The sequence below is a fragment of the Candidatus Binataceae bacterium genome (assembly GCA_036495685.1).
Classification (GTDB): domain Bacteria; phylum Desulfobacterota; class Binatia; order Binatales; family Binataceae; genus JAFAHS01.
Genome location: DASXMJ010000094.1, coordinates 22,302 through 42,908, shown reverse-complemented (window position 1 = coordinate 42,908; position 20,607 = coordinate 22,302). Strand labels below are relative to the sequence as shown.

General features: G+C 60.8%; 19 protein-coding genes. 11 read left to right on the top strand and 8 right to left on the bottom strand.

The window, feature by feature from the left end; translation table 11 throughout:
- Positions 1 to 52: 52 nt before the first annotated feature.
- Positions 53 to 925 (top strand): alpha/beta hydrolase, encoded by an 873-nt coding sequence (locus tag VGI36_10155; GenBank protein HEY2485502.1) that lies wholly within the window; start codon positions 53 to 55, stop codon positions 923 to 925.
- A gap of 33 nt (positions 926 to 958) precedes the next feature.
- Here the strand turns inward: VGI36_10155 and ppk1 are convergent, their stop codons facing one another.
- On the bottom strand, positions 959 to 3,232 hold the full coding sequence (ppk1, locus tag VGI36_10150; protein ID HEY2485501.1) for a polyphosphate kinase 1: 2,274 nt from the start codon (positions 3,230 to 3,232) through the stop codon (positions 959 to 961).
- 152 nt (positions 3,233 to 3,384) lie between these two features.
- On the opposite strand from ppk1, the gene argE reads away from it, so the two are divergent.
- The 3 genes from argE to VGI36_10135 all read left to right on the top strand — a co-directional run bounded on the left by argE (position 3,385) and on the right by VGI36_10135 (position 6,803).
- A complete protein-coding gene (gene argE / locus VGI36_10145; protein HEY2485500.1) occupies positions 3,385 to 4,566 on the top strand; it encodes an acetylornithine deacetylase in 1,182 nt (393 codons plus the stop codon).
- A gap of 576 nt (positions 4,567 to 5,142) precedes the next feature.
- A complete protein-coding gene (locus VGI36_10140) occupies positions 5,143 to 6,249 on the top strand; it encodes a catalase family peroxidase (protein ID HEY2485499.1) in 1,107 nt (368 codons plus the stop codon).
- A complete protein-coding gene (locus VGI36_10135) occupies positions 6,246 to 6,803 on the top strand; it encodes a cytochrome b/b6 domain-containing protein (GenBank protein ID HEY2485498.1) in 558 nt (185 codons plus the stop codon). Before VGI36_10140 ends, VGI36_10135 begins: the two co-directional genes overlap by 4 nt.
- A 233-nt stretch (positions 6,804 to 7,036) precedes the next feature.
- Here VGI36_10135 and VGI36_10130 read toward each other — a convergent pair whose 3' ends face one another.
- A complete protein-coding gene (locus VGI36_10130) occupies positions 7,037 to 8,533 on the bottom strand; it encodes an amidase (protein ID HEY2485497.1) in 1,497 nt (498 codons plus the stop codon).
- Positions 8,534 to 8,923: 390 nt separating this feature from the next.
- Between VGI36_10130 and VGI36_10125 the strand changes: the two genes are divergently transcribed.
- Positions 8,924 to 9,781: an MBL fold metallo-hydrolase gene (locus VGI36_10125; protein HEY2485496.1), complete on the top strand. Its 858-nt coding sequence runs from the start codon at positions 8,924 to 8,926 to the stop codon at positions 9,779 to 9,781.
- A gap of 12 nt (positions 9,782 to 9,793) precedes the next feature.
- Entirely contained in the window at positions 9,794 to 10,669 is an 876-nt protein-coding gene (locus VGI36_10120; GenBank protein HEY2485495.1) for a fumarylacetoacetate hydrolase family protein, read from the top strand.
- 170 nt (positions 10,670 to 10,839) lie between these two features.
- Here VGI36_10120 and VGI36_10115 read toward each other — a convergent pair whose 3' ends face one another.
- Entirely contained in the window at positions 10,840 to 11,619 is a 780-nt protein-coding gene (locus tag VGI36_10115) for a glutathione S-transferase family protein (GenBank protein HEY2485494.1), read from the bottom strand.
- Between the two features lie 111 nt (positions 11,620 to 11,730).
- Here VGI36_10115 and VGI36_10110 point away from each other — a divergent pair, with 111 nt between their 5' ends.
- The 5 genes from VGI36_10110 to VGI36_10090 all read left to right on the top strand — a co-directional run bounded on the left by VGI36_10110 (position 11,731) and on the right by VGI36_10090 (position 15,957).
- Entirely contained in the window at positions 11,731 to 12,783 is a 1,053-nt protein-coding gene (locus VGI36_10110; GenBank protein HEY2485493.1) for an LLM class flavin-dependent oxidoreductase, read from the top strand.
- A 61-nt stretch (positions 12,784 to 12,844) separates the two neighbouring features.
- On the top strand, positions 12,845 to 13,174 hold the full coding sequence (locus VGI36_10105; protein HEY2485492.1) for a rhodanese-like domain-containing protein: 330 nt from the start codon (positions 12,845 to 12,847) through the stop codon (positions 13,172 to 13,174).
- Positions 13,175 to 13,312: a hypothetical protein gene (locus tag VGI36_10100; GenBank protein ID HEY2485491.1), complete on the top strand. Its 138-nt coding sequence runs from the start codon at positions 13,175 to 13,177 to the stop codon at positions 13,310 to 13,312. It begins immediately after the preceding gene.
- Between the two features lie 86 nt (positions 13,313 to 13,398).
- Positions 13,399 to 15,249 carry an oligopeptide transporter, OPT family gene (locus tag VGI36_10095; protein HEY2485490.1) on the top strand — a complete coding sequence of 617 codons (1,851 nt, stop codon included), beginning with the start codon at positions 13,399 to 13,401 and terminating at the stop codon, positions 15,247 to 15,249.
- Between the two features lie 93 nt (positions 15,250 to 15,342).
- Complete coding sequence (locus VGI36_10090; GenBank protein ID HEY2485489.1) at positions 15,343 to 15,957, top strand: hypothetical protein; 615 nt, start codon at positions 15,343 to 15,345, stop codon at positions 15,955 to 15,957.
- A gap of 9 nt (positions 15,958 to 15,966) precedes the next feature.
- On the opposite strand, the gene sixA is transcribed toward VGI36_10090, so the two are convergent.
- The 5 genes from sixA to VGI36_10065 are packed head-to-tail and all read right to left on the bottom strand — an operon-like array spanning position 15,967 to position 20,540.
- Positions 15,967 to 16,467, bottom strand: coding sequence for a phosphohistidine phosphatase SixA (sixA, locus tag VGI36_10085; protein HEY2485488.1), 501 nt, complete (start codon positions 16,465 to 16,467; stop codon positions 15,967 to 15,969).
- Entirely contained in the window at positions 16,464 to 17,498 is a 1,035-nt protein-coding gene (locus VGI36_10080) for a CHAD domain-containing protein (protein ID HEY2485487.1), read from the bottom strand. The genes sixA and VGI36_10080 overlap by 4 nt, the downstream gene beginning before the upstream one ends.
- A gap of 3 nt (positions 17,499 to 17,501) precedes the next feature.
- Positions 17,502 to 18,263, bottom strand: coding sequence for a dTMP kinase (gene tmk, locus VGI36_10075; GenBank protein ID HEY2485486.1), 762 nt, complete (start codon positions 18,261 to 18,263; stop codon positions 17,502 to 17,504).
- A complete protein-coding gene (locus VGI36_10070; GenBank protein HEY2485485.1) occupies positions 18,241 to 19,089 on the bottom strand; it encodes a thymidylate kinase in 849 nt (282 codons plus the stop codon). The genes tmk and VGI36_10070 overlap by 23 nt, the downstream gene beginning before the upstream one ends.
- Positions 19,026 to 20,540, bottom strand: coding sequence for a Ppx/GppA phosphatase family protein (locus VGI36_10065; GenBank protein HEY2485484.1), 1,515 nt, complete (start codon positions 20,538 to 20,540; stop codon positions 19,026 to 19,028). The genes VGI36_10070 and VGI36_10065 overlap by 64 nt, the downstream gene beginning before the upstream one ends.
- Positions 20,541 to 20,607 lie beyond the last annotated feature (67 nt).

The window sequence follows — 20,607 nt, the reverse complement described above, 5'->3', positions numbered from 1 at the left end:
GGTGTGTCTCCCCATGCCCTAGAATCGCAGCGGCTCTCCAGGAGCGATCAGCATGGGCGACTTCCAGTTCGAACATCACTACGCAAACCTCAAAGGTCTTCGCCTGCACTACGTCACCGCCGGCCGCGGCACTCCAATGGTGCTGCTGCACGGATGGCCGCAGACCTGGTACGAGTGGCGCCGCTTGATCCCCTTGCTTGCGGATCGTTTTGCGATGGTAGCTCCGGATCTGCGTGGTCTCGGTGATTCGTCGCGTCCCTCCACCGGCTACGATAAGAAGACCGTGGCCAACGACGTGTGGGAACTGATGCACAATCATCTTGCCCACCAACGTTTCATCGTCGTCGGCCACGATTGGGGCGCACCCGTCGCATTCCGTCTCAGCGCAGATCACCCCGAGGCGGTCACTCACCTGGTCATGCTCGATGTGCCGGTACCGGGTGATCGCGCCCCAGGCGATGGCAGCCCCATCGACCCGCGAGGTGCGACTCGGTGGCACCATCTCTTCCATCAGGTGCCCGACCTCCCCGAAGCGTTGACAGTTGGCCGCGAGCGAACCTACCTGGAATTTTTCTTTATGAACGGCGCCGACCAGGCCGGTACCTTCAGCGATGCCGACGTCGCCGAATACGTCCGCACCTACTCGCAGCCGGGAGCGATGCGCGCGGGGTTCAATTACTATCGGGCGATGTCGCGCGACATCGAGGACAATCGCGCGACGCTTGCGAACGGATTTAAACTTCCGATGCCGACGCTTGGGCTTGGGGGCGGCGGTCTGCGCGGACGCGGCGAGCTCGTGGTCCAGTCACTGCGAAGAGTCGCGAACCGCGCCGAGGGCGGAGCGATCGCCGAGTGCGGTCACTTCATACCCGAGGAAAAACCTCAGGAACTAGCAGAACAATTGCGCGAGTTCCTGGGGAGGTAAGATTCGATCTCCGTTGCTGCGAAAGGGGCGGATTTATTTCACTGAGCGCCGTGCGAACCCCCGCCGCCGTCTCCGGCGCACCTTGCTCGCTTCCTTCTCGCGATTGGTGACCAGATCGATAAGCGCCTGCTGGCAGTTGTTCTGCCAATCGCCTGCCACCGTTCGCGTATAGGTCGCATCGGCGTGCATTTCCCACGTCGCATGGTTCGGCTTGAGTTGCAGATCCAGCACCGTCCGGAGTTCCTTGCGCAACGCGGGATCCTCCACCGGCGCGACCACTTCCACGCGGCTCTCGAGGTTGCGTTTCATGCAATCGGCCGAGCCGATGAAATACTCTTCGTTGCCCCCGTTGCGGAAATAGAAGATACGCCCGTGCTCCAGAAAGCGCCCTACCACACTTACGACCCGGACATTCTCCGACAGCCCCGGGACCCCGGGCCGCAGCCGGCACGTGTCGCGCACCACCAATTCGATTTTTACCCCGGCTCTCGAGGCCCGATACAGCGCGAGGGTGATATCTGCGTCCTCGAGCGCGTTCATCTTAATCTGGATCAGGCCCGGGGACGAGGTCGAATGCAGTTTCGCTTCACGCTCGATTTTTTCCAGCAACGCTTTCTTCAGGAATCGAGGCGCCGGCAGAATTCTCTTGTACGAACGGTTTCCGTAGTACCCGGTAGTCAGATAGTTGAAGAGCTGGGTCAGGTCCTGTCCGATCGTGTCCTCGCAGGTGAGCAGCCCGAAATCTGCATAAAGACGCGCGGTCCCCGGATGGTAGTTGCCAGTCCCGATATGCGCGTAGCGGCGCAGTCCATTGTAATCCTGGCGCACTACCAGAATGACCTTGCTGTGGGTCTTAAAACCCACCACGCCATAGGTCACGTGAATTCCGTAGTCCTCGAGCTGTGATGCGAACTGAATATTGGCTGCCTCGTCGAAACGCGCTTTCAGTTCGACCACCACCGCAACCTGCTTGCCATTGCGCGCGGCGTCGCACAAATAGTCGATGATCTCCGAATCACGCGAAGTCCGGTACAGCGTCATCTTGATTGCGCGCACCTTCGGATCCTCGCTCGCTTCGCGCAGGAAGCGTCCGACCGAGGTCGAAAACGATTCGTAGGGATGCATGAGCAGCACGGAACCCGCTTCGCGAATCACGTGGAAGATGTTTCGCGAGGGGGTCAGCCGCGGATGGTCGACCGGATGATGCGGCGGATCGTGCAGCGCCGGATTGTCCACCGCCACCAGTTCCATCAGATCGCGAATCGCGAGCATCCCGTCCACCTCGAACACGTCACGCAGTTCGTGGAGGCCCAATTCGGCAGCCAGCATCCCGCGATGCACCGGGTTGATGCCGCGCGCCACCTCGATTCTTACGATCGGTGCAAACCTGCGATCCCGCAGCTCCGACTCGATCAGGGCTAGCAGGTCGTCGGCCTCGTCTTCGTCCCGCTCCGTGTTCGCGTTGCGCGTGACCCGGAAGAACTCGTACGACTCGATCGTTACGCCCGGAAACAGCAGGTCGAGGGTGTGCGCGATGACGTCTTCGAGCGGGACAAAACGATTGGTGCCGTCGACTCGCAGGAAGCGGGGAATACCCAGCCCGACCGGGACTTTCACTCGTGCCAGTGAAGGCTCGATATCATCCGGCGAGCGCAGGGTCACCAGCAGATTGAGCGACAAGTTCGAAATAAACGGGAACGGATGGGCGGGGTCCAGAGCTTGCGGCGTCACCAGGGGAAAGATGTTACGAAAGTAGTAGTCGCGAATCGCGACTCGCTCTTCACCGGTTAATTGGTCGAAAGAGAGTACCTGGACATCGTTCTTCTTGAGCTCCTCCAAGAGCGCCGGCAGCAACGCTCGCTGGCGCGGTTCGAAATCGCGAATTTCGGCGAGGCATTCGTCGATCTGTTGTTGTGGAGTACGGCCATCAACCGTGAGCTCCTGTAAGCCCGCGACGACCTGCTGCTTCAAACCGCCGATTCGTTTCATGAAGAACTCGTCGAGATTGGAGGCGGTAATGGCGAGGAACTTGACGCGCTCCAGCAGAGGATTGTGCTGGTCGAGCGCTTCCTCAAACACCCGGCGATTGAACGCAAGCCAGGTTAGCTCGCGATTCAGGAGGAGTTCCGGCGCGCTAAGCTCGGTGGCTTCCCCCTTGACGGGTCGTGAAACCTCCGTAGCCGGCCGAAGCGGGACCTCTTTAGAGGGCACGCTTAAGGTGGAACTTGCCACGCTATTGCCCTGCGACTGAAGTGGTATTGATTGCGAATCGTCCGTGACGACGGTCGTCGTGCCCTCATTCGGCATCCAGCGAATCCTCGGTCGGTCATTGTAGCTGATAGCGCATCCCGGCGCTCGCAGGTAACCCCCAAGTCCTTTTTTGTCGGGCGAAGAAACCACGAACCTGACTCAATCCCCGTTGCCGTGGGCCGTGGTAGAGTCGGTCTTGGAGTGAGGAAGTGGCCAGTTACCTCTACGACGTTACCCGTCGCTTAATCGGGTTCGATACCGTCAGTACGAACAGCGATTTGGTCGCGATCGACTACTTGGCCACCCAGTTAGAGGGCCTCAGGTTCAAGGTCGAGCAGCAGAGGATTGAAGTCGAGGGAGTTCCGCAATCCAACCTGGTTGCTTGGGTCGGACCTTCGCGCACGGACGGTCTGATTATTTCTGGACACATCGATACCGTCCCCTTCGAAGGACAGCCAGGATGGACCCGGAGCGCACTGAAACTGGAGGACGCCGGCGACCGGCTCTACGGGCGCGGAACCTCCGATATGAAGGGCTTCATCGCCGCGTGTTTGGATGCTGCTGCACGAATTGACCTTTCACGGCTTAGGCGACCGCTCGTGTTCGTGTTCACCGCCGATGAGGAGGTTGGATGTCTGGGCGCCGCACAGGTTGGGCCCGCGCTCAAGTCGATACTCGGCGAGACCCCGGTTCCGCGCATCGCCTGGATCGGAGAACCAACTTCCTGGCAGGTGAGCCACGCCCACAAAAGCATCGTGCTGTTCGATGTGATCGTACGCGGCCGCGGCGGACACAGCGGTGCGCCGGCGACGGGCGTCAACGCCATCGCGGTGATGGGTAAAGTCATCGAAGTGATCGGCCAGATCCAGGAGCAGCGTAGATCCAGCCCGCGCCCCGAGCAGACGAAAATCTTCCCCGACGCTCCCCACGACGTTCTGAACTTCGGCACCATAAGCGGCGGCATGGCCGTAAACATGATCGCCGAGCAGTGCGTGCTGAAACTGAGCTACCGCACACTGCCGGACGTCGACCCGACGGAGTTGTATCGCGAGGTGCAGCGCCGAATTGAAAGCGTCTCATTGCACGACTACGCCTCGCGCAATCACAATGCGGAAATAGAATTGACCTCTCCGGTGGTTACTCCGCCGCTCAATTCCCCGCGTGGAACTCCGCTGGAGGCCGCCCTGCTGGAAGCGACTGGTACCCACGACTCGGGCGGCGTGCTGTTCGGAACCGACGGAGGATTCTTCGCTCGCGCAGAAATCAATTCACTGATCTGCGGGCCGGGCGATCTCGAGCAAGCCCATCAACCTAACGAATACATCCGGCGCGAATCATTCGAAAAGACCACTCCCATCATCCTCAAGGTTATCGACCGGCTTTGTTGCTGACCCGGTGGCCCGGTAGCACCCTTGGAAGAAAGCTTTGTCGAACTCGGTGGCGTTGAAATTTATCCGCGCTTCGAGATCCGCAGAATCCGGGTGGAGCGGGTGATTGTTTTGGAACAGCGCGAGGAAGCCCCCGGACGCAAGTCACGCGATCTGCCTGAACCAAACTCTGGTGGCCTTTTCCCCCGAATAAACCCGCAACGTCATCCGGCGGTTCGGATCACTCAACTCGCGCTCGAAGATGACCTCCGCAATTCCCGCACCGACATGCAGCTCGTTCTCGAATGCTGCGCGGCTCGCCGCATACGACGTTGCCGCGCTTGAAGCTGTATCTGCGCCGGTAACAATCGCGAATGCGGAAGACCGCAGTAGTCTCCTCCAATTAGCGCCTTTTTTGGGCCATTGTCTCGCACCTCCCTGTGACTTCGGCGAAGGACCTGCTTGTGGACTCAAGCGCAATCCGGCAGAAGTAGGAGCTGTCAGGAGCTTCGGCGCTCTCGGGGATCCAGCGCTGCTTCCCGGCACCTTACTCGGGAAATGTGGATCGTCGCCTAGGTAAGCAGGCATTGGAGGGGGCAATTGCCAAGTGACGCGACCCCATCGACGGAAAATCAGCCAGCTCCCCTGAGCGTACCCAGCGCACTGGCGCGATTGGCGGGCATCGGCGTCGTCATCCTATGTGTCGTCGGAGGGTTTCTCTATTTGGGGGGCTGGTTCAGTCCGCATGAACTAACACCTGCGCGGTTCGTCAACGGTTTTCAGCAGGTCTTCGGAATCCACTCCGGTTTCCGCCGTAATCATGCCAAAGGCATGTGTATCACCGGGTACTTCGACAGCAACGGCGAGGGTGCGCGCTTGTCGAAAGCTGTCGTGTTCAAGCCCGGCCGCGTGCCGGTGATCGGCCGCGTCTCGCTACCCGGTGGCAACCCCTACGTGTCCGACACTCCGGCGTCCGTGCGCGGGATGGGACTCGCCTTCACACCAGCGAATGGGGAAGAGTGGCGAACGGCAATGGTTGATATCCCCGCCTTCGCGGTCAGAACCGCTCAGGGATTCTATGACCAATTGCTGGCATCGAAGCCGGACCCGACGACGGGCAAGCCGGATCCCGACAAGCTAAAGACATTTTTCGCCGACCATCCTGAGAGTGCGCGGGCTCTAACGATCATCAAAGCCAAACCATTTTCCTCAGGCTTCGACAACAGCACTTTCAACGGCCTCAATGCGTTCCGTTTCGTCAACGCGGCCGGCACCTCGACGCCGGTTCGATGGTCGCTGGTGCCGGTGGATGCGTTTAAACCTGAAGATCAGGCTCAATCCGCCAATCCAGACAAGAATTATCTCTTCGACGATTTTATCGCGCGGATTCATAGTGCGCCCGTCCAGTGGCGGCTGATCCTCACGGTTGGGCAACCCGGCGACCCTACCGACGATGCGACGATCCCATGGCCGGAAGATCGGGAGCACGTCGATGCCGGTACGCTGATCATCGACCAAGTCGAGGCCGAGGCTCCTGGAAACTGTCGCGACATCAACTTCGATCCGTTGGTGTTGCCGGCCGGGATCGCACCGTCCGACGATCCTTTGCTCAGCGCTCGATCGGCGGTTTATTCGCAATCGTTTACGAGGCGAGCGGGCGAGAAGAAGGAACCGAGCGCGATCACGCCTTCGGACGTGCGAAAGTGAGCGTCAAGGTGGCAACGAACCCGCAGCAATTCCCAGGTTCCATGCGGTTTTTTCACTGGCTGATCGCCGCGATGGTGCTGACCATGCTCGGCATTGGTGTTGCCATGGTCGCGTCGCTCGCCGACTACCACCGGCTGGTATCAATCCATCGCCCGTTGGGGATCCTGGTCCTGATTCTGGTGGTGATCCGGTTCGTGAAACGGCAGTTCAGCACCATGCCTCCTTTTCCTGCGACGATGTCGTCTCAGGAGCGCTTCATCGCACACGAGTCGGAAATCTTGCTGTACACATTGCTGTTTGTGCAGCCGCTGGTTGGCTTGGGGATGTTGTCCGCGGCGCGCTATCCGATCGTATTGTACGGCGGGCTGCATCTTTTCCCCATCCTTCCGCATAGCGTGATGTTGTACGCGGCCCTGCGGACGGCGCACACAATTCTCGCCTACCTCTTATTCCTCACGTTCATCGCGCATTTTTCGGCTGTTCTGTTTCACACGCTGGTCCTGCGGGATCGGTTGTTCAGCCGCATGGCGCCTTGGAGGGTCCCCGCGCGCTAGGCGAGTTTCTGCAACACGGCACCCTACTCGGTGACGACGTGTGGCAATCGCGTATCAAGGCTTTGCGGCGGGCGTGCCACCGCCTTGCGAGATCGCTATAGCCGCTCGCTGGAGTGGGTGCTGCGGCGCATCGCGTCTGCGGCGACCGCTGTCGCAGTCGGGCGAACAGCAGCGATCCGACCAGCGCGGAACGCACGGTTATCGCCATCGGCCGAAAGATTCGCCGATGCTCCCTATGCCTTGCGCCAATCAACGCTCTGTTCATAGGCATGCCCAATCCGCAGCAGCGTCGCATCCTCGAAGTGCCGCCCGATAAGCATTAGCCCGACCGGCAGTCCCTTCGACATTGCGCATGGGATGCTCAGTCCCGGATGTCCGGTCATGTTGAAGGGCGCCGTGTTTGTGATCATTCCGTACGGCGTCTCGGAATCTTGCCGCGGCGCTTTCATTGGCGTGGTTGGCATCATCAATACGTCGCAGCATTTCAGAGCATCATCGTAGAGCGCTCTCAGCTTCGGACGATAGTTCTGCGCCCTTGCGTACAGACGCCCGTTGTATCGGCGCGCCGCGAATCTGCCGAGCACGACCATCAGCTTTACGGTCAGCGCTTCCTTGCTCGCGCGCGATGGCAGGTTGGCGCTGAAAAAGTCAGCAAGACTCGGACTGTAGCTGCCGTTGAAGTGGACGCTCTGCAAGGCCGTATCGGCCAGCCTCATCATCCCTTCCGGCGCGATTGCAAAGAGCAGGTCCGATGCATCGCGATGCTCCGGGATGGAAAGTTCTCGCACCGTCGCACCGAGTTTTTCCAGGGCGGCGCCCGCTTTCCGCACGCAGTCATTGACATCGGCCTCGGCACCGGGGTGCCCGAACCCTTCTCGCAGGAGGCCCAGCTGCAACCCCTTCACGCCCCGGTCGAGCAGCTCGGTGTAGCTTTCAATGGGAACTTCCCCTTGCCTCTGGTCAAGTGGGTCCTTGCCGGCCAGCACCTCGAGCATGAGAGCACAGTCACGAACGTTCTTCGCCATTGGGCCGACGTGATCGAGGGAGGGGTCGATACTCATAACCCCGGTGTACGGAACCAAGGAGTAAGTCGGTTTGATACCCACCACGCCGCTCCACGACGAGGGAATTCGGATCGACCCGCCCTGGTCGGTTCCGATGGTGATGTCGATCCAGTCGTAACCCAGTGCGGCCCCTGACCCGCTTGAGGACCCGCCGGAGCAATGTTCCGGATTCACCGGATTAAGTGTCGGCCCGCATGCGCAGGTCTTGCCGTCGCCGGAAAGTGCGAAGTCGTCCATGTTCAGCATCGCGACGATCTCCGCGCCCGCGTCCAGCATCCGAGCGACGATCGTCGCGTCCATATCGGCGGTATACCCTTGCAGCACGTGCGAGCCTCCGCTGACGGGAATGCCCGCCACGCAAACACTATCCTTTAGACCCACACGTTTGCCCTTGAGCTTTCCCGAGGGCGCGCCAGCGATGTGGCATTTTCGCACCACCGCGTTGAGCGGATCGTCCTTGCGATTCATCGGCGCGCCCGCGTCGCGTTTTGGATAGCGCGCGACGGACGCTGGTATATCTGCCGCGAACGCATCGACCCGTTCAAGCAAAGGAATCTGCGCACGGACTGCCCCCACCAGCGCATCAAGCTCGCTCGCGCTCAGTTCCATGTAGCTCTCGCGCGCCAGTTCTCGAATTTCTTCCGCCGTAGGTGGTTTGACCGACATCACTCGCACCTCCAAATTCCCGACCGGGTAAACCCGATCTACCGCTCCGCTAACAGAAATGGGTCCGACGCGAGCGGATTAGTGCCGACCCTTCTCTAGTTAGTGGTTGTTGCTCCGAAGAGGCAACCGGATTCATCCTGTCAAGATCTTTTTTTCTTGCTTTGAAGTAGAACCGTCGATTTAGGCGACCGCTTTTTCCCGATGCCACCCAGTTGCTTTTCTCGTCATCGCGGGCTGCTCGCGTCCCGGCCCGCTCGCGTCCCGGCCCGCAAAGGCAGGCCCCCCGAAGTCAATTCCACTAGGAATTTCAACTCCAAATTCGCGCGACCCGTTTGGCGACCACCATGGAATCGAGTTAAGTTGCGGACCAGTAGCGGAGGTCGATCCCCAATGAGCACCTGGAAGATAGGAGACGTCAAGGTCAGCCGCATCATTGAAAGCGAAGCCCCGTGGCCGGGCACCTGGTTACTGCCCGACGCGACACCAGAGAACATCAAGAAAGAGGCAAGCTGGCTGTTTCCCACCTTCACTGACGAGAAAGGCAAGCTCAGGATGGCTATCCACGCGCTGGTCCTTGAATCCCAGGGTAAGCGCATAGTGGTCGATACCTGCATCGGCAATGACAAGGTGCGTAGCAACCCCGCGTGGAGCAATCTCAAGCTGCCGTTTCTCGACGATCTCAAAAAAGCTGGCTACACCCGCGACAACATCGACATCGTCGTGTGCACCCATCTCCACGTTGATCACGTCGGGTGGAACACTACGCTCGAGAACGGCAAATGGGTCCCGACCTTCCCCAACGCCCGTTACCTCGTAGGCGGCACCGAGTGGGATTACTGGTCCAAGTCTGACAACAAAGACTCTCGTGATCCGGTTGAAGACTCGGTTCGCCCGGTGGTTGATTCAGGACACGCGAAGCTGGTCGATTCGAACCATCGAATCACCGATGAGGTCTGGCTCGAACCCACTCCCGGACATACTCCTGGACATCACAGCGTTCGCATTTCGTCCAAGGGCCACGACGCGGTTATAACCGGCGATCTGATTCATCATCCCGTGCAGTTCCAGTACCCGGATTGGGACGACGCTTTTGACAGCGACCTTGCGATGGCCAAGAGCACGCGGCGCGCGTTCGCAGAGAAATATGCGGACCGCGACGTGCTGGTGTTCGGCACTCACTTCGCCACCCCTTCGGCCGGCAAGATCAGCCGGAGCGGGGGCGCATTCAGGTTCAAAGCGGCTCTATGAGCGAGGACGACAATGAAACTAGCAACTTTCACGTATCAAGGAAGAACTGGCATCGGCGTCGTCACCGACGAATCGATCATTGACCTGGCCGCAGCTGCACCCGAACTTCCGCGCGAGATGGTCGCGTTCTTGGGCGCTGGCCGCGAGGCGCTCGACATCGCGCGAAAGGCCGTCACCGGCAACGCGGGGCGGATTGCACTCTCTTCGCTAAAGCTGGAAGCGCCCATCGCGCGCCCTCCCGAGTTCCTCGCGATCGGTCTGAACTATGCCGACCATGTGGCCGAGACGGGGCGCGAGAAACCCTCCTTTCCGATGTTCTTTAACAAGCAGGCCACCTGCGTGGCCGGGCCGAACGATCCGATTCATCTGCCGCGCGCTTCGAAGGCGCTCGACTACGAGGGAGAACTCGGCTTTGTGATCGGCCGGCGCTGCCGCCACGTGCCGCGCGATCGCGCTCACGAAGTGATTGCCGGCTATCTGATCGTCGATGACGTCAGCGTGCGCGACTGGCAGATGCGTGCGCCTACCATGACGCTGGGCAAATCGTTTGATACCCACGGCCCGATCGGCCCCTGGATCGTCACCCCCGACGAAATCGGCGACCCGCACGCGCTCGACCTCAAGACCTTCGTAAACGGTGAAATGCGCCAACACTCAAATACGCGGCACCTGATCTTCGATTGCTTCGCCCAGGTCGAAACCCTGTCGACCGTGTTTACCCTGCTGCCGGGCACCATCGTCTCGACTGGGACCCCCAGCGGAGTCGCAGCCGCGATGAAACCGCCAAAATGGCTGGTGGCCGGCGACGTCGTGCGAATCGAGATCGAAAAGATCGGTAGGCTCGAGAACCAGGTAATCGCGGAACCCGCCGAAACAGCAGTTAGGTAAGCCCTTCGGTTGGGTTCCTTTCCCCGCTTAGGGGAAAGTCATACACCGCCGCGGCCGGCGGGGTACTTCCCCAGACGACGAAGCTGTCGCCAGCTGAGGGTCTAACAATTTCCGGACTTGTCACAAGCAGTGTTGGAGAGTCGGATGAAACTCGGTGCTCGCAACGCGGCCTAAGACACTTCCTCCGAAAACCGAATCGTCCCCTTCCTCAATCCCTCTAGCACCACCTCAGCTCCGCCCACCCGCATCATCCACTCCAGCCGATGGTCTCGATACTGTCGCTTGAAGACGCCCGATTCGAGCATCGCCGGCAGCACATCCATCGAGCCCGCAAACTGCTGCGTCGCCGCAATGGTCTTGCGCACGCTCTCGCGCTCGTCCATCCGCTCCAGCCACGAAGCAAGCCTCGATCCAGCTTTCGGTTCGGCGCCCCACACCACCGAGCCGTGCGCGTACGGGAATACGCTCAAATCGCCGTGACCGAACGACGAGCCGTTGAACCACTGGCTTGTGCCAAGTTCTCGCTCCAGCCAGGCGAAGACTCCCGCCGTCTGCTCACCTGCGCGCTTTTCGATCGCCGCGGCCCGATCACCGGTAACCCGCTTCCATGCGCGAACTTCCATCAGCCCCCAGTTGATCGCCTCGTAATAGGTGTCACACAGGTCTTCGATCATCCTCACGCGCGCCCGCTCGCGCGGTGTGACCGGAAGCATCGGGGGGCTAGACCACTTGTCCTCGAGGTAGTCGAGAATGATCGTCGAATCGAAGATCGCAAAGCCATCATCGACCAGGACAGGCACCTCCAGGCGCGGGTTGAGAGTGCCGAACTTGGTCGGTGCGCCGCTGAACGCGTCGGGAATTTCGACCTCGAACGGAATGTTCTTCTCATAGAGCGCAATCTTGACCTTCTGCACGTATGGCGAAAATGGATGTTCGTAGAGTTTCAGCATAACGGGAAGAATTCCTAACCAGATGGTGCCAGACACTCACCCTAACGCGATTTTCCCTTTACGCAAATAGTGATAGTGCTCGCTCGATTCGCTGGGATTGGAGGCTGAACCATGGACTTCGGAATCGCACTCGCATCGAATCTCGATGCATGGAAAACGGTCAAGCATGCAGAGGAACTCGGAATTTCGCATGCCTGGTTCTACGACTCGCAGATGCTGGCGCCGGATATCTTCGCCACCATGGCACTTGCCGCCGAGCATACCTCCAAGATCAAATTGGGACTGGGGGTGCTGGTTCCTACCAACCGGATCGCGCCGGTGACGGCCAATGGACTAGCGACTCTAAATCAGCTCGCGCCCGGAAGAATCATTTTTGGCGCCGGCACCGGCTTCACCGCCCGCAACACCATGGGCCTCGGCCCCATGAAGCTAGGGGAGTTTGCCGAGTATCTGCGCGTCGTTCGAGGGCTGCTGAGGGGCGAGACCGTGGACTGGCAGTGCGAAGGCGCCTCTCACAAGGTGCGGTTTCTCAACCCCGAATTTGGCATGGTCAACATCAAGGACAAGATCCCGCTGCACATCTCCGCTTTCGCGCCGAAGGCACGCAAGTTGACCGCAGAAATCGCCGACGGATGGATGACGTTCCTGTCGACCATGCCGCGCGCGCTAAATGAGGCGGATCAAATCGCGCTCAGTTGCCGAGACACGGGGCGCGACCCGAAGTCGCTCTACCGTACCGTGTTCACGCTGGGGTGTATTCTCGATGGGGGCGAATCGCCCGCCTCGGCGCGGGCCCGCGCCCAGGCGGGTCCGCTGGCAACAGTTTTCTTTCACGGCCTGGTCGAGTCAACGATCAACCTGCAGCTTCCGGCGCAGATTGCCCCGCTTATGGAAGAATATCGCCGTCAGTACGCGACTTATCAGCCCGCGGATGCCCGCTATCTCCAGATGCACAAGCTGCATCTGCTGGCAGTGCGCCCGGAAGAGGAGCGCTTTCTGACCGAAGACGTTATGCGCATGACTACCTTCACAGCACCGGCGCCGGAATTAATCGAGCGAATTCGCGCCCTGCGCGATGCCGGCTATGACCAGTTTACGATACAGTTGGTACCCGGACACGAGACTGCCCTGGAACGATGGGTCGGCCTGTTCGAGAAAGTTTGATCGTTCTCGTGGTGAACAAGGTTTGATATTCTTAAGGTTGTCGTCGAGGAGAAGTGTTCTCATGCGAAAACCAGCCGCGATCCTGGCTGTAATCGGCGCAATCATGGTAGTCGCGATACCGGCCATCGCGACCGACATAGGCTCCATCATCAACAACAAACCCGAACAGGATAGTTTCCAGCTAATCCATGTCGACGATCTCGCCAAGTTGATGGCCGACCCGAACGCACACGTTCATGTCTTCGATGCCGACGGGCCGCAAGTGCGCAACACAGAAGGCATGATTCCAGGCGCGCGGCCGCTTTCCTCGGACAGTCATTACGACGTGGCTGAGGAGCTGCCGTCCAACAAAAATGCCATGCTGGTTTTCTACTGTCACAACCTGCATTGAATGGCGTCACACGAAGCCGCCCGTCGGGCGGTCGGCGCCGGATACACCAACGTTAGCGTGATGGTCGACGGCATTACCGGATGGCACAAGGCCGGCAAACCAGTCGTATCAGTCGACGGCGCCGCCGATAGCCTGTAGACGCTCGAGTTGGGCCGTAGACTTTGCTCTGGTAGAACCCTGGCGAATTGCGCTCTCCAGCCCAGGGGAGGAGTCAGGCGGTTGGTTTGGCTTGGCTTACCTATTCCCCCTTGTACGTTCGCCATCTCGCCTCGTCGATGGCATATAGTTGCGCGGTGCAAGCCGCCTCCCCATTAGCGCAGCTCGCCCCGCGCGAACTGACCCCCCGCGGCATCGCGCTCGGAATCGCCCTGGCACTCATCCTTGGGGCTGCCAACGCATATCTTGGTCTCTACGCCGGCCTGACCGTTTCGGCCAGTATTCCGGCGGCGGTAATCTCGATGGCGATTCTGCGGATGGCCGGCGGGGCCACCATTCTCGAGAACAACGTCGTGCAAGCCATCGCATCCGCGGGAGAAGCAGTCGCCGCCGGATCGATCTTCACCTTTCCCGCCCTCATCATCCTCGGACACAAAGGTCCGCTGCCTTACCTGCAGGTCACTGCCTTGAGCGCAGCGGGTGGCACGATGGGCGCCTTGCTGGTTGTTTTTTTACGCCGCGCCTATATCGTCGAGGACCGTCTCCCGTTTCCCGAAGGGCTCGCCTGCGCTCAAGTTCTGCGCGCCGGGGAGAATCAGACCCAAATAGCTCCGCTTGCGTGGGGTGGTGCGATCGCGGCCGGTTTGAAAGCCACGCAGGACGTGTTTGGCATTCTTCCGGGAATGGTTTCCGGTGCGCGATGGCTGGGAGGTGCGGTGATCGGCGGCTCGATCAATATTTCCGGAGCGCTTTTGGGTATCGGCTACATAGTTGGATTGCGCATCGCCAGTTTGGTTTTCGCCGGAGGCGCGTTTGCGTGGGTTGTCGCCATACCGGTTCTCGCCCTGCTTCATGGCGGTGGGCAAAACCCCGACCCGATGCGCGCCGCCTCGGCGCTGTGGAGTTCGCAAGTCCGTTATCTCGGGGTTGGAGCGATGCTTACCGGCGGAATCGTAACGCTGTGGCGCCTTCGCACGCGCATCTTCGCCGCCCTACGTGACAGCCTGGCTATCGTGGGTGGCAGCCATGTGCAGGTGCTGGCGCGCGAGGACACCGATCTTTCGCCGAAGGCCATCGTCACCGCCGTCGGGCTCACGGTTCCGGTAATTTTCGCACTCTGCCTCGTGCTGGGTGCGGGGGTGGCCTTGAGCGCCGCGCTTGCCCTGATGCTGGCGCTGATCGGATTCTTCGCTACCGCGATCGCCGGCTATCTCACCGGAATCGTGGGTGCCTCGAATAATCCAGTTTCGGGGGTCACGGTCATCGTGTTGCTGGCCGTGGCAATTTTCCTCAAACTTGCCGGGGTTGAAAGCGTGGAGGTCGGGCCCCGTCTTGCGATTTTGTCAGGCGCCGTCGTCTGCACGGCTGCCGCGATGGCGGGTGATTCGTTGCACGACCTTGCAACCGGATACTTTGTTGGAGCGACCCCACGCGCGTTGGAGATAGGCGTGTTGATCGGAGCGATCGCGGCATCGTTCGTCATGGCGCCCATTCTGAATCTGCTCATCGCAGGCTATGGAATTGCCGGAACCGCGACCGCCCGCCCCGGTGCTCTCGCCGCGCCACAGGCATTCCTGATGGCCAAAGTAACTCAAGGGGTTTTCCGTGGCGGCTTGCCATGGGCCATGATCGCGGCCGGCGCGATTCTGGCCGCCCTGCTGGCGGTCGGCGATGTGCTTGCTGAACGGTCCAGCAGCTCTTGGCGGGCTCCAATCATGCCGGTCGCGATCGGACTGTATTTACCCTTCGGCTTGAGCGTAACCATTTTCATTGGCGCGCTGGCCGGCGGATGGCTCGGCCAAGAGGAGGAGGGCGGCCCCCGACTCCTGTTCGCTGCCGGAATGGTCGCCGGCGAAGCCCTGATGGGCGTAGCGACCGGGGCGCTGGTCACCGCCGGAATTTCCCTGCCCCTACTCTAGGGGGTTCGAGCAGGAGTAGCGTCGCGGCTATTGCCGGCAAGCTGCGCCCGGCTCGGTTTCCCGAAACGAGCGATGAGCAGCTAAGCTCCCGCCATGAAGACCTCTCTTCGTGCCCTGGCAGCCGCGATCCTTTTGATCTTGAGTGATCGCGTTTGCGCTCAGTCGGTCATCCGCACGACGGAAGTCACCTGGTTCACTCCCTCAGTTCCCCCGGGCCCCATCCAGCAAGGATCGTGCTGGACCCGCTCGATTGCTGCCGACCGGCCGGGCGCGTGGCGATGTATGATCGGCAACGGCATTCGCGACCCCTGTTTCCAGGTGCCGCCAATGGAAAATGAGGTTATCTGCGATGCCAACCCCGCGCTCGGCAAGAGCGGCTTTGTGATGAAGCTTACTAAAGCGCTTCCGCTCGTGACCGCCCCTCCCGCCGCCTCTCCATCACCGTGGATTCTGCAGCTCGAAGATGGGTCGGTCTGCGCGCCCTTCACCGGAACCCGGCCCGCGGTCAACAACCAGCCGGCGGTATGGTCGTGCATCATGCCGGGGGTGCCCCCCAGCCCGCGTACCAACTCGCTCGTCACCAAGGTTCATCCGGGAAAGATATGGACCGCAGAGCGCTACGCGGAGTCCGCAGCCATTCGAAATCCTATGAGTGAGTCGCGCAGGGTCGAGGTTCAGATCGTACCGGTTGCAAAGGTTTGGCAATGAAGAGCCGGATCATTTGCGCAGAGTTCTCAATTGACGCGGGGTAAGTAGCCACAGCAGTTGCGCGCCGCCTTTGTCCGGACGCGAGGGCACGTGCAAAGCGACACACCCGCCCTTCTTGAGCTCAAGATTCGCACCCGCGGGCGACCCGGTTAACACTATCGATGCGACCGCGCTCAGCTGTGGTTCGTGTCCCACGATCATCACGTGCTTTTGCTTGGCGAACGAGCGCAGGGCTGCGGCGACCTCTGGAGCCGGGATTCCCGTGGCCAGCGCGGGTAGGACTTGCGGCGGCGGCGTGTTCGCGTAAGCCGCCGCGACGATCTCGGCCGTTTCCGTGGCGCGCGCCAGCGGGCTGGTTAGAATCGAATCGAACTTGAGACCGAAGTTGCGCATGCCCTCCGCTGCGGCGTGCATTTTCTCGCGTCCCCTGGGCGTTAGTTTGCGCGCGCCTTCATCGCCGCCCACTGGCGCATCTTCGGCAATTCCATGACGAAGAATGTAAAGGATCATGCGGCATTCTCCGTAACGAATTCCTGTATCGGTGACGCCTGCACCGGAACGGTTTTGCCGTGCCGGCGAATTTCCTCCAGCGCGTCCGCGATCGCGGTGCCCCTATCCAGCTTGCGCCAGGCTTTGACGCCGCGACGCGCGAGCTTGGCCGACCGGCTGCGCAGCGCTTGTGTCATCGCGCCCGCCGCCATCACCGCGCCCAGCTCGGCGCCTGCGGTGCGGGGAAAATTGATCAGCCAGGCGGTCGCGACCGATAGATCGTTCAAATTACCGAGCAGGTCCTGAAGCACCTCCAGCCGCGACAGGAGTCGTCGGCTGCGCTTGCCTCCAAGTGCGGACAGAAGTTCGAGCGCGTAGCGCAACCGCTTGACCCGCACCCGAAGCCGATGGATCGTCCGCGGCGCGGAACCTTCATCCAACGCCGCGCCGGCGCGCGCAACCGAACGCGCGATCGGGCGCAGCATTGAGGCAGCCTCGGTGCGGAGAAGGGTGTCCGTGTAGACCTTACGTAAACGGGGGTTCTCGAGCCGCGCAAGCAGCGCGCGGTACCGCTTCGATTCGACCACGCTCTGAAGGTCATATAACTTGAGCGAACGCTCCCTCCAGAGGGTCGTGTAGATCGCTGCGAGCGAGTCCGCCAGGACCGGGTCGAGTTTCGCCGCGCGTCTGCGAAAAACTACAGTACTGATTTCGCGTTCGCGCACACCGCCGGCCGCCTGTGCCATCCAGATCAAGTCGCGCTCGATGATTCGCGAATAGGTTGCGTGGATGACCCCGGCAAACAAGTGCAGCGAAGCGCGCAGGCGTCGCGCCGTCACCCTCAGTTGGTGAATCGGCTCCGTTTGTCCCGTGGCTGCGGCTTCGCGATGACGCTCCAGCGCGATACCACCAAAAATGATCGCCTCGCGCACCGCCACGGTAATCGTTTGGTCTGCCGCGAGCTCGAGCCTGGGCGCAGCCGGAAGCGCCTGCGCGATCGCGAGGGGAGGCTCCGCGATCGGCGCCAAGGAAGTGGGCACGTCAACTTCCACCGCCTACTCCTCTTCCGTGGAAGTGGCCGACTTCTCCTTGTGTGTGATCGCGTTGCGCGCCGGATCGGCGGTGCGCAGGTACTGCATGATGTGCAAGCGCAGTTCCGTCTGCACATCATCGATCGGCTGGCGCGCATCGACCGCGATAAAGCCGAATTCCGACGCCAGTCGCTGGTATTCCTCGATCAGGTGGGTCTGGTAGCGTTGGAACGATTCAAACAAGTTGGTTCCGAGTAGTAGATGCATGCCCGATTCCCAATGGTCCATGCCCTTGCCTTGCACGACGCGCGGAATGAGCGTCTCCACATCGATGTCTAGATAAATGACCAGGTCCGGCTGCAGCGCCATACCAAAAACGTCGCGAGTCCATCGCGGATCGGCGCCCATTACCATGTTCCGGGCAAATGCCGTGTACATGTAGCGGTCGGCGATCACGATAAACCCGGCCTGCAGAGCGGGCAGAATTTCGTGCTCAAGCCGATCGGCGAAATCCGCCGCATACAGCAGGCTGAAGGTAGTGACGGTTAGCTGATGGCCTGCTTTCGCTTCGTTGATCGTCTCCGACAACAAGGGCGACCGGGTCCATCCGGTGTTGCTGACCGCATATCCTTCCAGCTCCAACCATGGCCGCAGCAGCGCGATCTGGCTCGAGCGGCCGACACCGTCGGTTCCCTCGATTGCGATCAAATGCCCCGGTAGCCGCTTCTCGGACAGGTATGGCAGCCCGTGTCCGTACCACTTCTTAGCGTGGCTGTGTTCTGACATGGTTCCCCTTGGCACGTTCGCGGTCATAGTCATGCAGCACCACGTCCTGAACGATCTGGCGAAACATCCGCTGCTGCTCCGGAATTTCGCCAGTCGCATCGATGGTGCGTAGCTCGAACTCGTGCGTCAGCTCGTCGTAGAATTCGAGCACCCGGCTCTGGAACATACGAAAACTCTCCGCGGGATCTGCCGACAGCCCCACGTCCATGCCGGCCTCGTGATATTTGAGTTTGGCACGCCCCGCGAGCAAACGCTCCAGCGAGACTTCGATGGGAACCCGGAAATACAGCGTAAGGTCCGGACGCAGGGCAAAGCTGTACACCGCCCGCACCCATTCCGGATGCACCCCGCGGGCCACGTCGCGTGCGAAGGCGGTAAACGCGTAGCGGTCGGCGAGCACGATCATTCCCGCTTGCAATGGCGGCATGATCTGATAGGTCAAGCGGTCCGCGAAATCGACTGCATGGAGCAGGCTGAAGGTCGTCGGCGTCAGCAGGTTCTTCTTTTTGCCGCGGCTCATCGAGCGCCGCACCAGGCGCGACGAGTTCCATTCGGTGAAGATGACGGGGTAACCGCGCGCCCGCAGCCATCGCTCGAGCAGCATCATTTGGGTGGATTTGCCGGATCCGTCGATTCCCTCGACCGCGATCAGCCGCCCCGGATACGGATGGGGCGTGAGCAGGAGGCTGTTGCCGTCCGCCTTCGCGGCTGCAGCGCCGCCCCGGCCATTGGCTGCGGCGCGCGCCGAATGGGTTGCCGAGCTTATCGCGCCAAGGTCACCTGGCGCTCGAGAAGTCGCGATAGCAGGTCTGTCCGTCTCTCGCATGTCCACAGTTCGAGGTCGGCCTTTTCCTTGTCGGAGTCGACCCCGATGATCAACCGCCCCGGCGAGTAGCTTACTTCGATATTTTTAACCACACCGAAATGCGTGCGGTCCAGCGCATCGGCCACCCTCAGAATCGCTGCGAACCCCCGTACCAGACGGCGCTTGGCTCCAGTTAGCGCACTTAGGTCGGGTGAGTCTACCTTTGGCGCCTGCTTGCGATGACCGCGGGCCGCCTGGGCGATCACCTCGATCTCGTCGGGCTCGAAGCCAAATAGTTCAGCATTTTTGATGAGATAATACGAGTGTCGATTGTGCCGGTCGTGGTCGATAGCGTGTCCTACGTCGTGAAGCACGGCCGCGTATTCAAGTAATTCACGCGAATTCTTTGGCAGACCCAAAACCGGGGCGGTAGCGTCGAACAGGCGCAGCGCCAGCTTCGCAACCTGCTGTCCATGTTCGTTGGATCCCAAAAATCGCGACGCTAGGGCTTTCACCGATCGGCGTCGAGCGTCCGCCGCGCTGTTGCCGCGTGCCGCCTTGAGCAGGCTTAGGATCAACCCCTCGCGCAACGCCCAGGAACACGCGACCAACGAGGATGCGCCCGAGCGCTTCAGCACAAAGTCCACTAGCGCTCCGGCTGCCGGCATTAGGTCGACCCGCTTCGCATCCATTCCCGGAAGCTCCGCGCGCAGCGCGGCATTGGCGGTCACCAGGTCGCCCGCCAGCTTGGTGATCTCTTCGGCCGATGCGCTGGCGCCGTGCAGGCGGCCGAGTTCTTCTCCCCTCGATGCCCGCGCCATCGCCACCAGCGTGTTGATCGTCCCGGATGTCCCGATCGCGTGAACAACGCCAGCCTTACGCACCTTGCGGAGCAGCGCGCCGATTTTGTGGTCGAGGTGATTCTCGAGTCTGCGGAGTTGCGCGTTGGTCGGCGGATCCGCGGTAAGAAAACGCTCAGTTAACCGGGCGACTCCCAGCTTCGCGCTATGCATCCAGAGCGGATGCCGATCCTGCACCAGGACCAATTCGACGCTGCCGCCCCCCACATCAAACAGCAGGTGTGGACCACCATCGAGTCCAAAAGCATGTTGCGCGGCCTGGAAAATCAGTCGCGCCTCTTCAACTCCGGAAATAACTTCGATCTTGAGGCCGGTCTCGCGGCGGATTCGACGGATGAACCCGACGCGGTTTTTCGCCTCGCGGACAGCGCTGGTCGCAACCGCCCGTAGCCGGTCAACTTTCCGTACCCGAGCCAGTCGCCCGAAATTCTTCAAGGCCCCGATCGCGAGGTCCATCGATTCGTCGATGAGACTGCCGGTCATGAAGGATCGTCGCCCCAGACGCACCATCTCCTTGACGCGATCGACCACCTCAAGGTGCCCGTCGCGGCTCGCATCGGCGACGATCATGTGTACGGAATTCGATCCTACGTCGATTGCGGCAAGCCGCATGCACCGAGAGTAGCCGCTCGAATACCCGTTGTCACCATCGGGGTGCACGGCTCAGCATCGCGGGCTT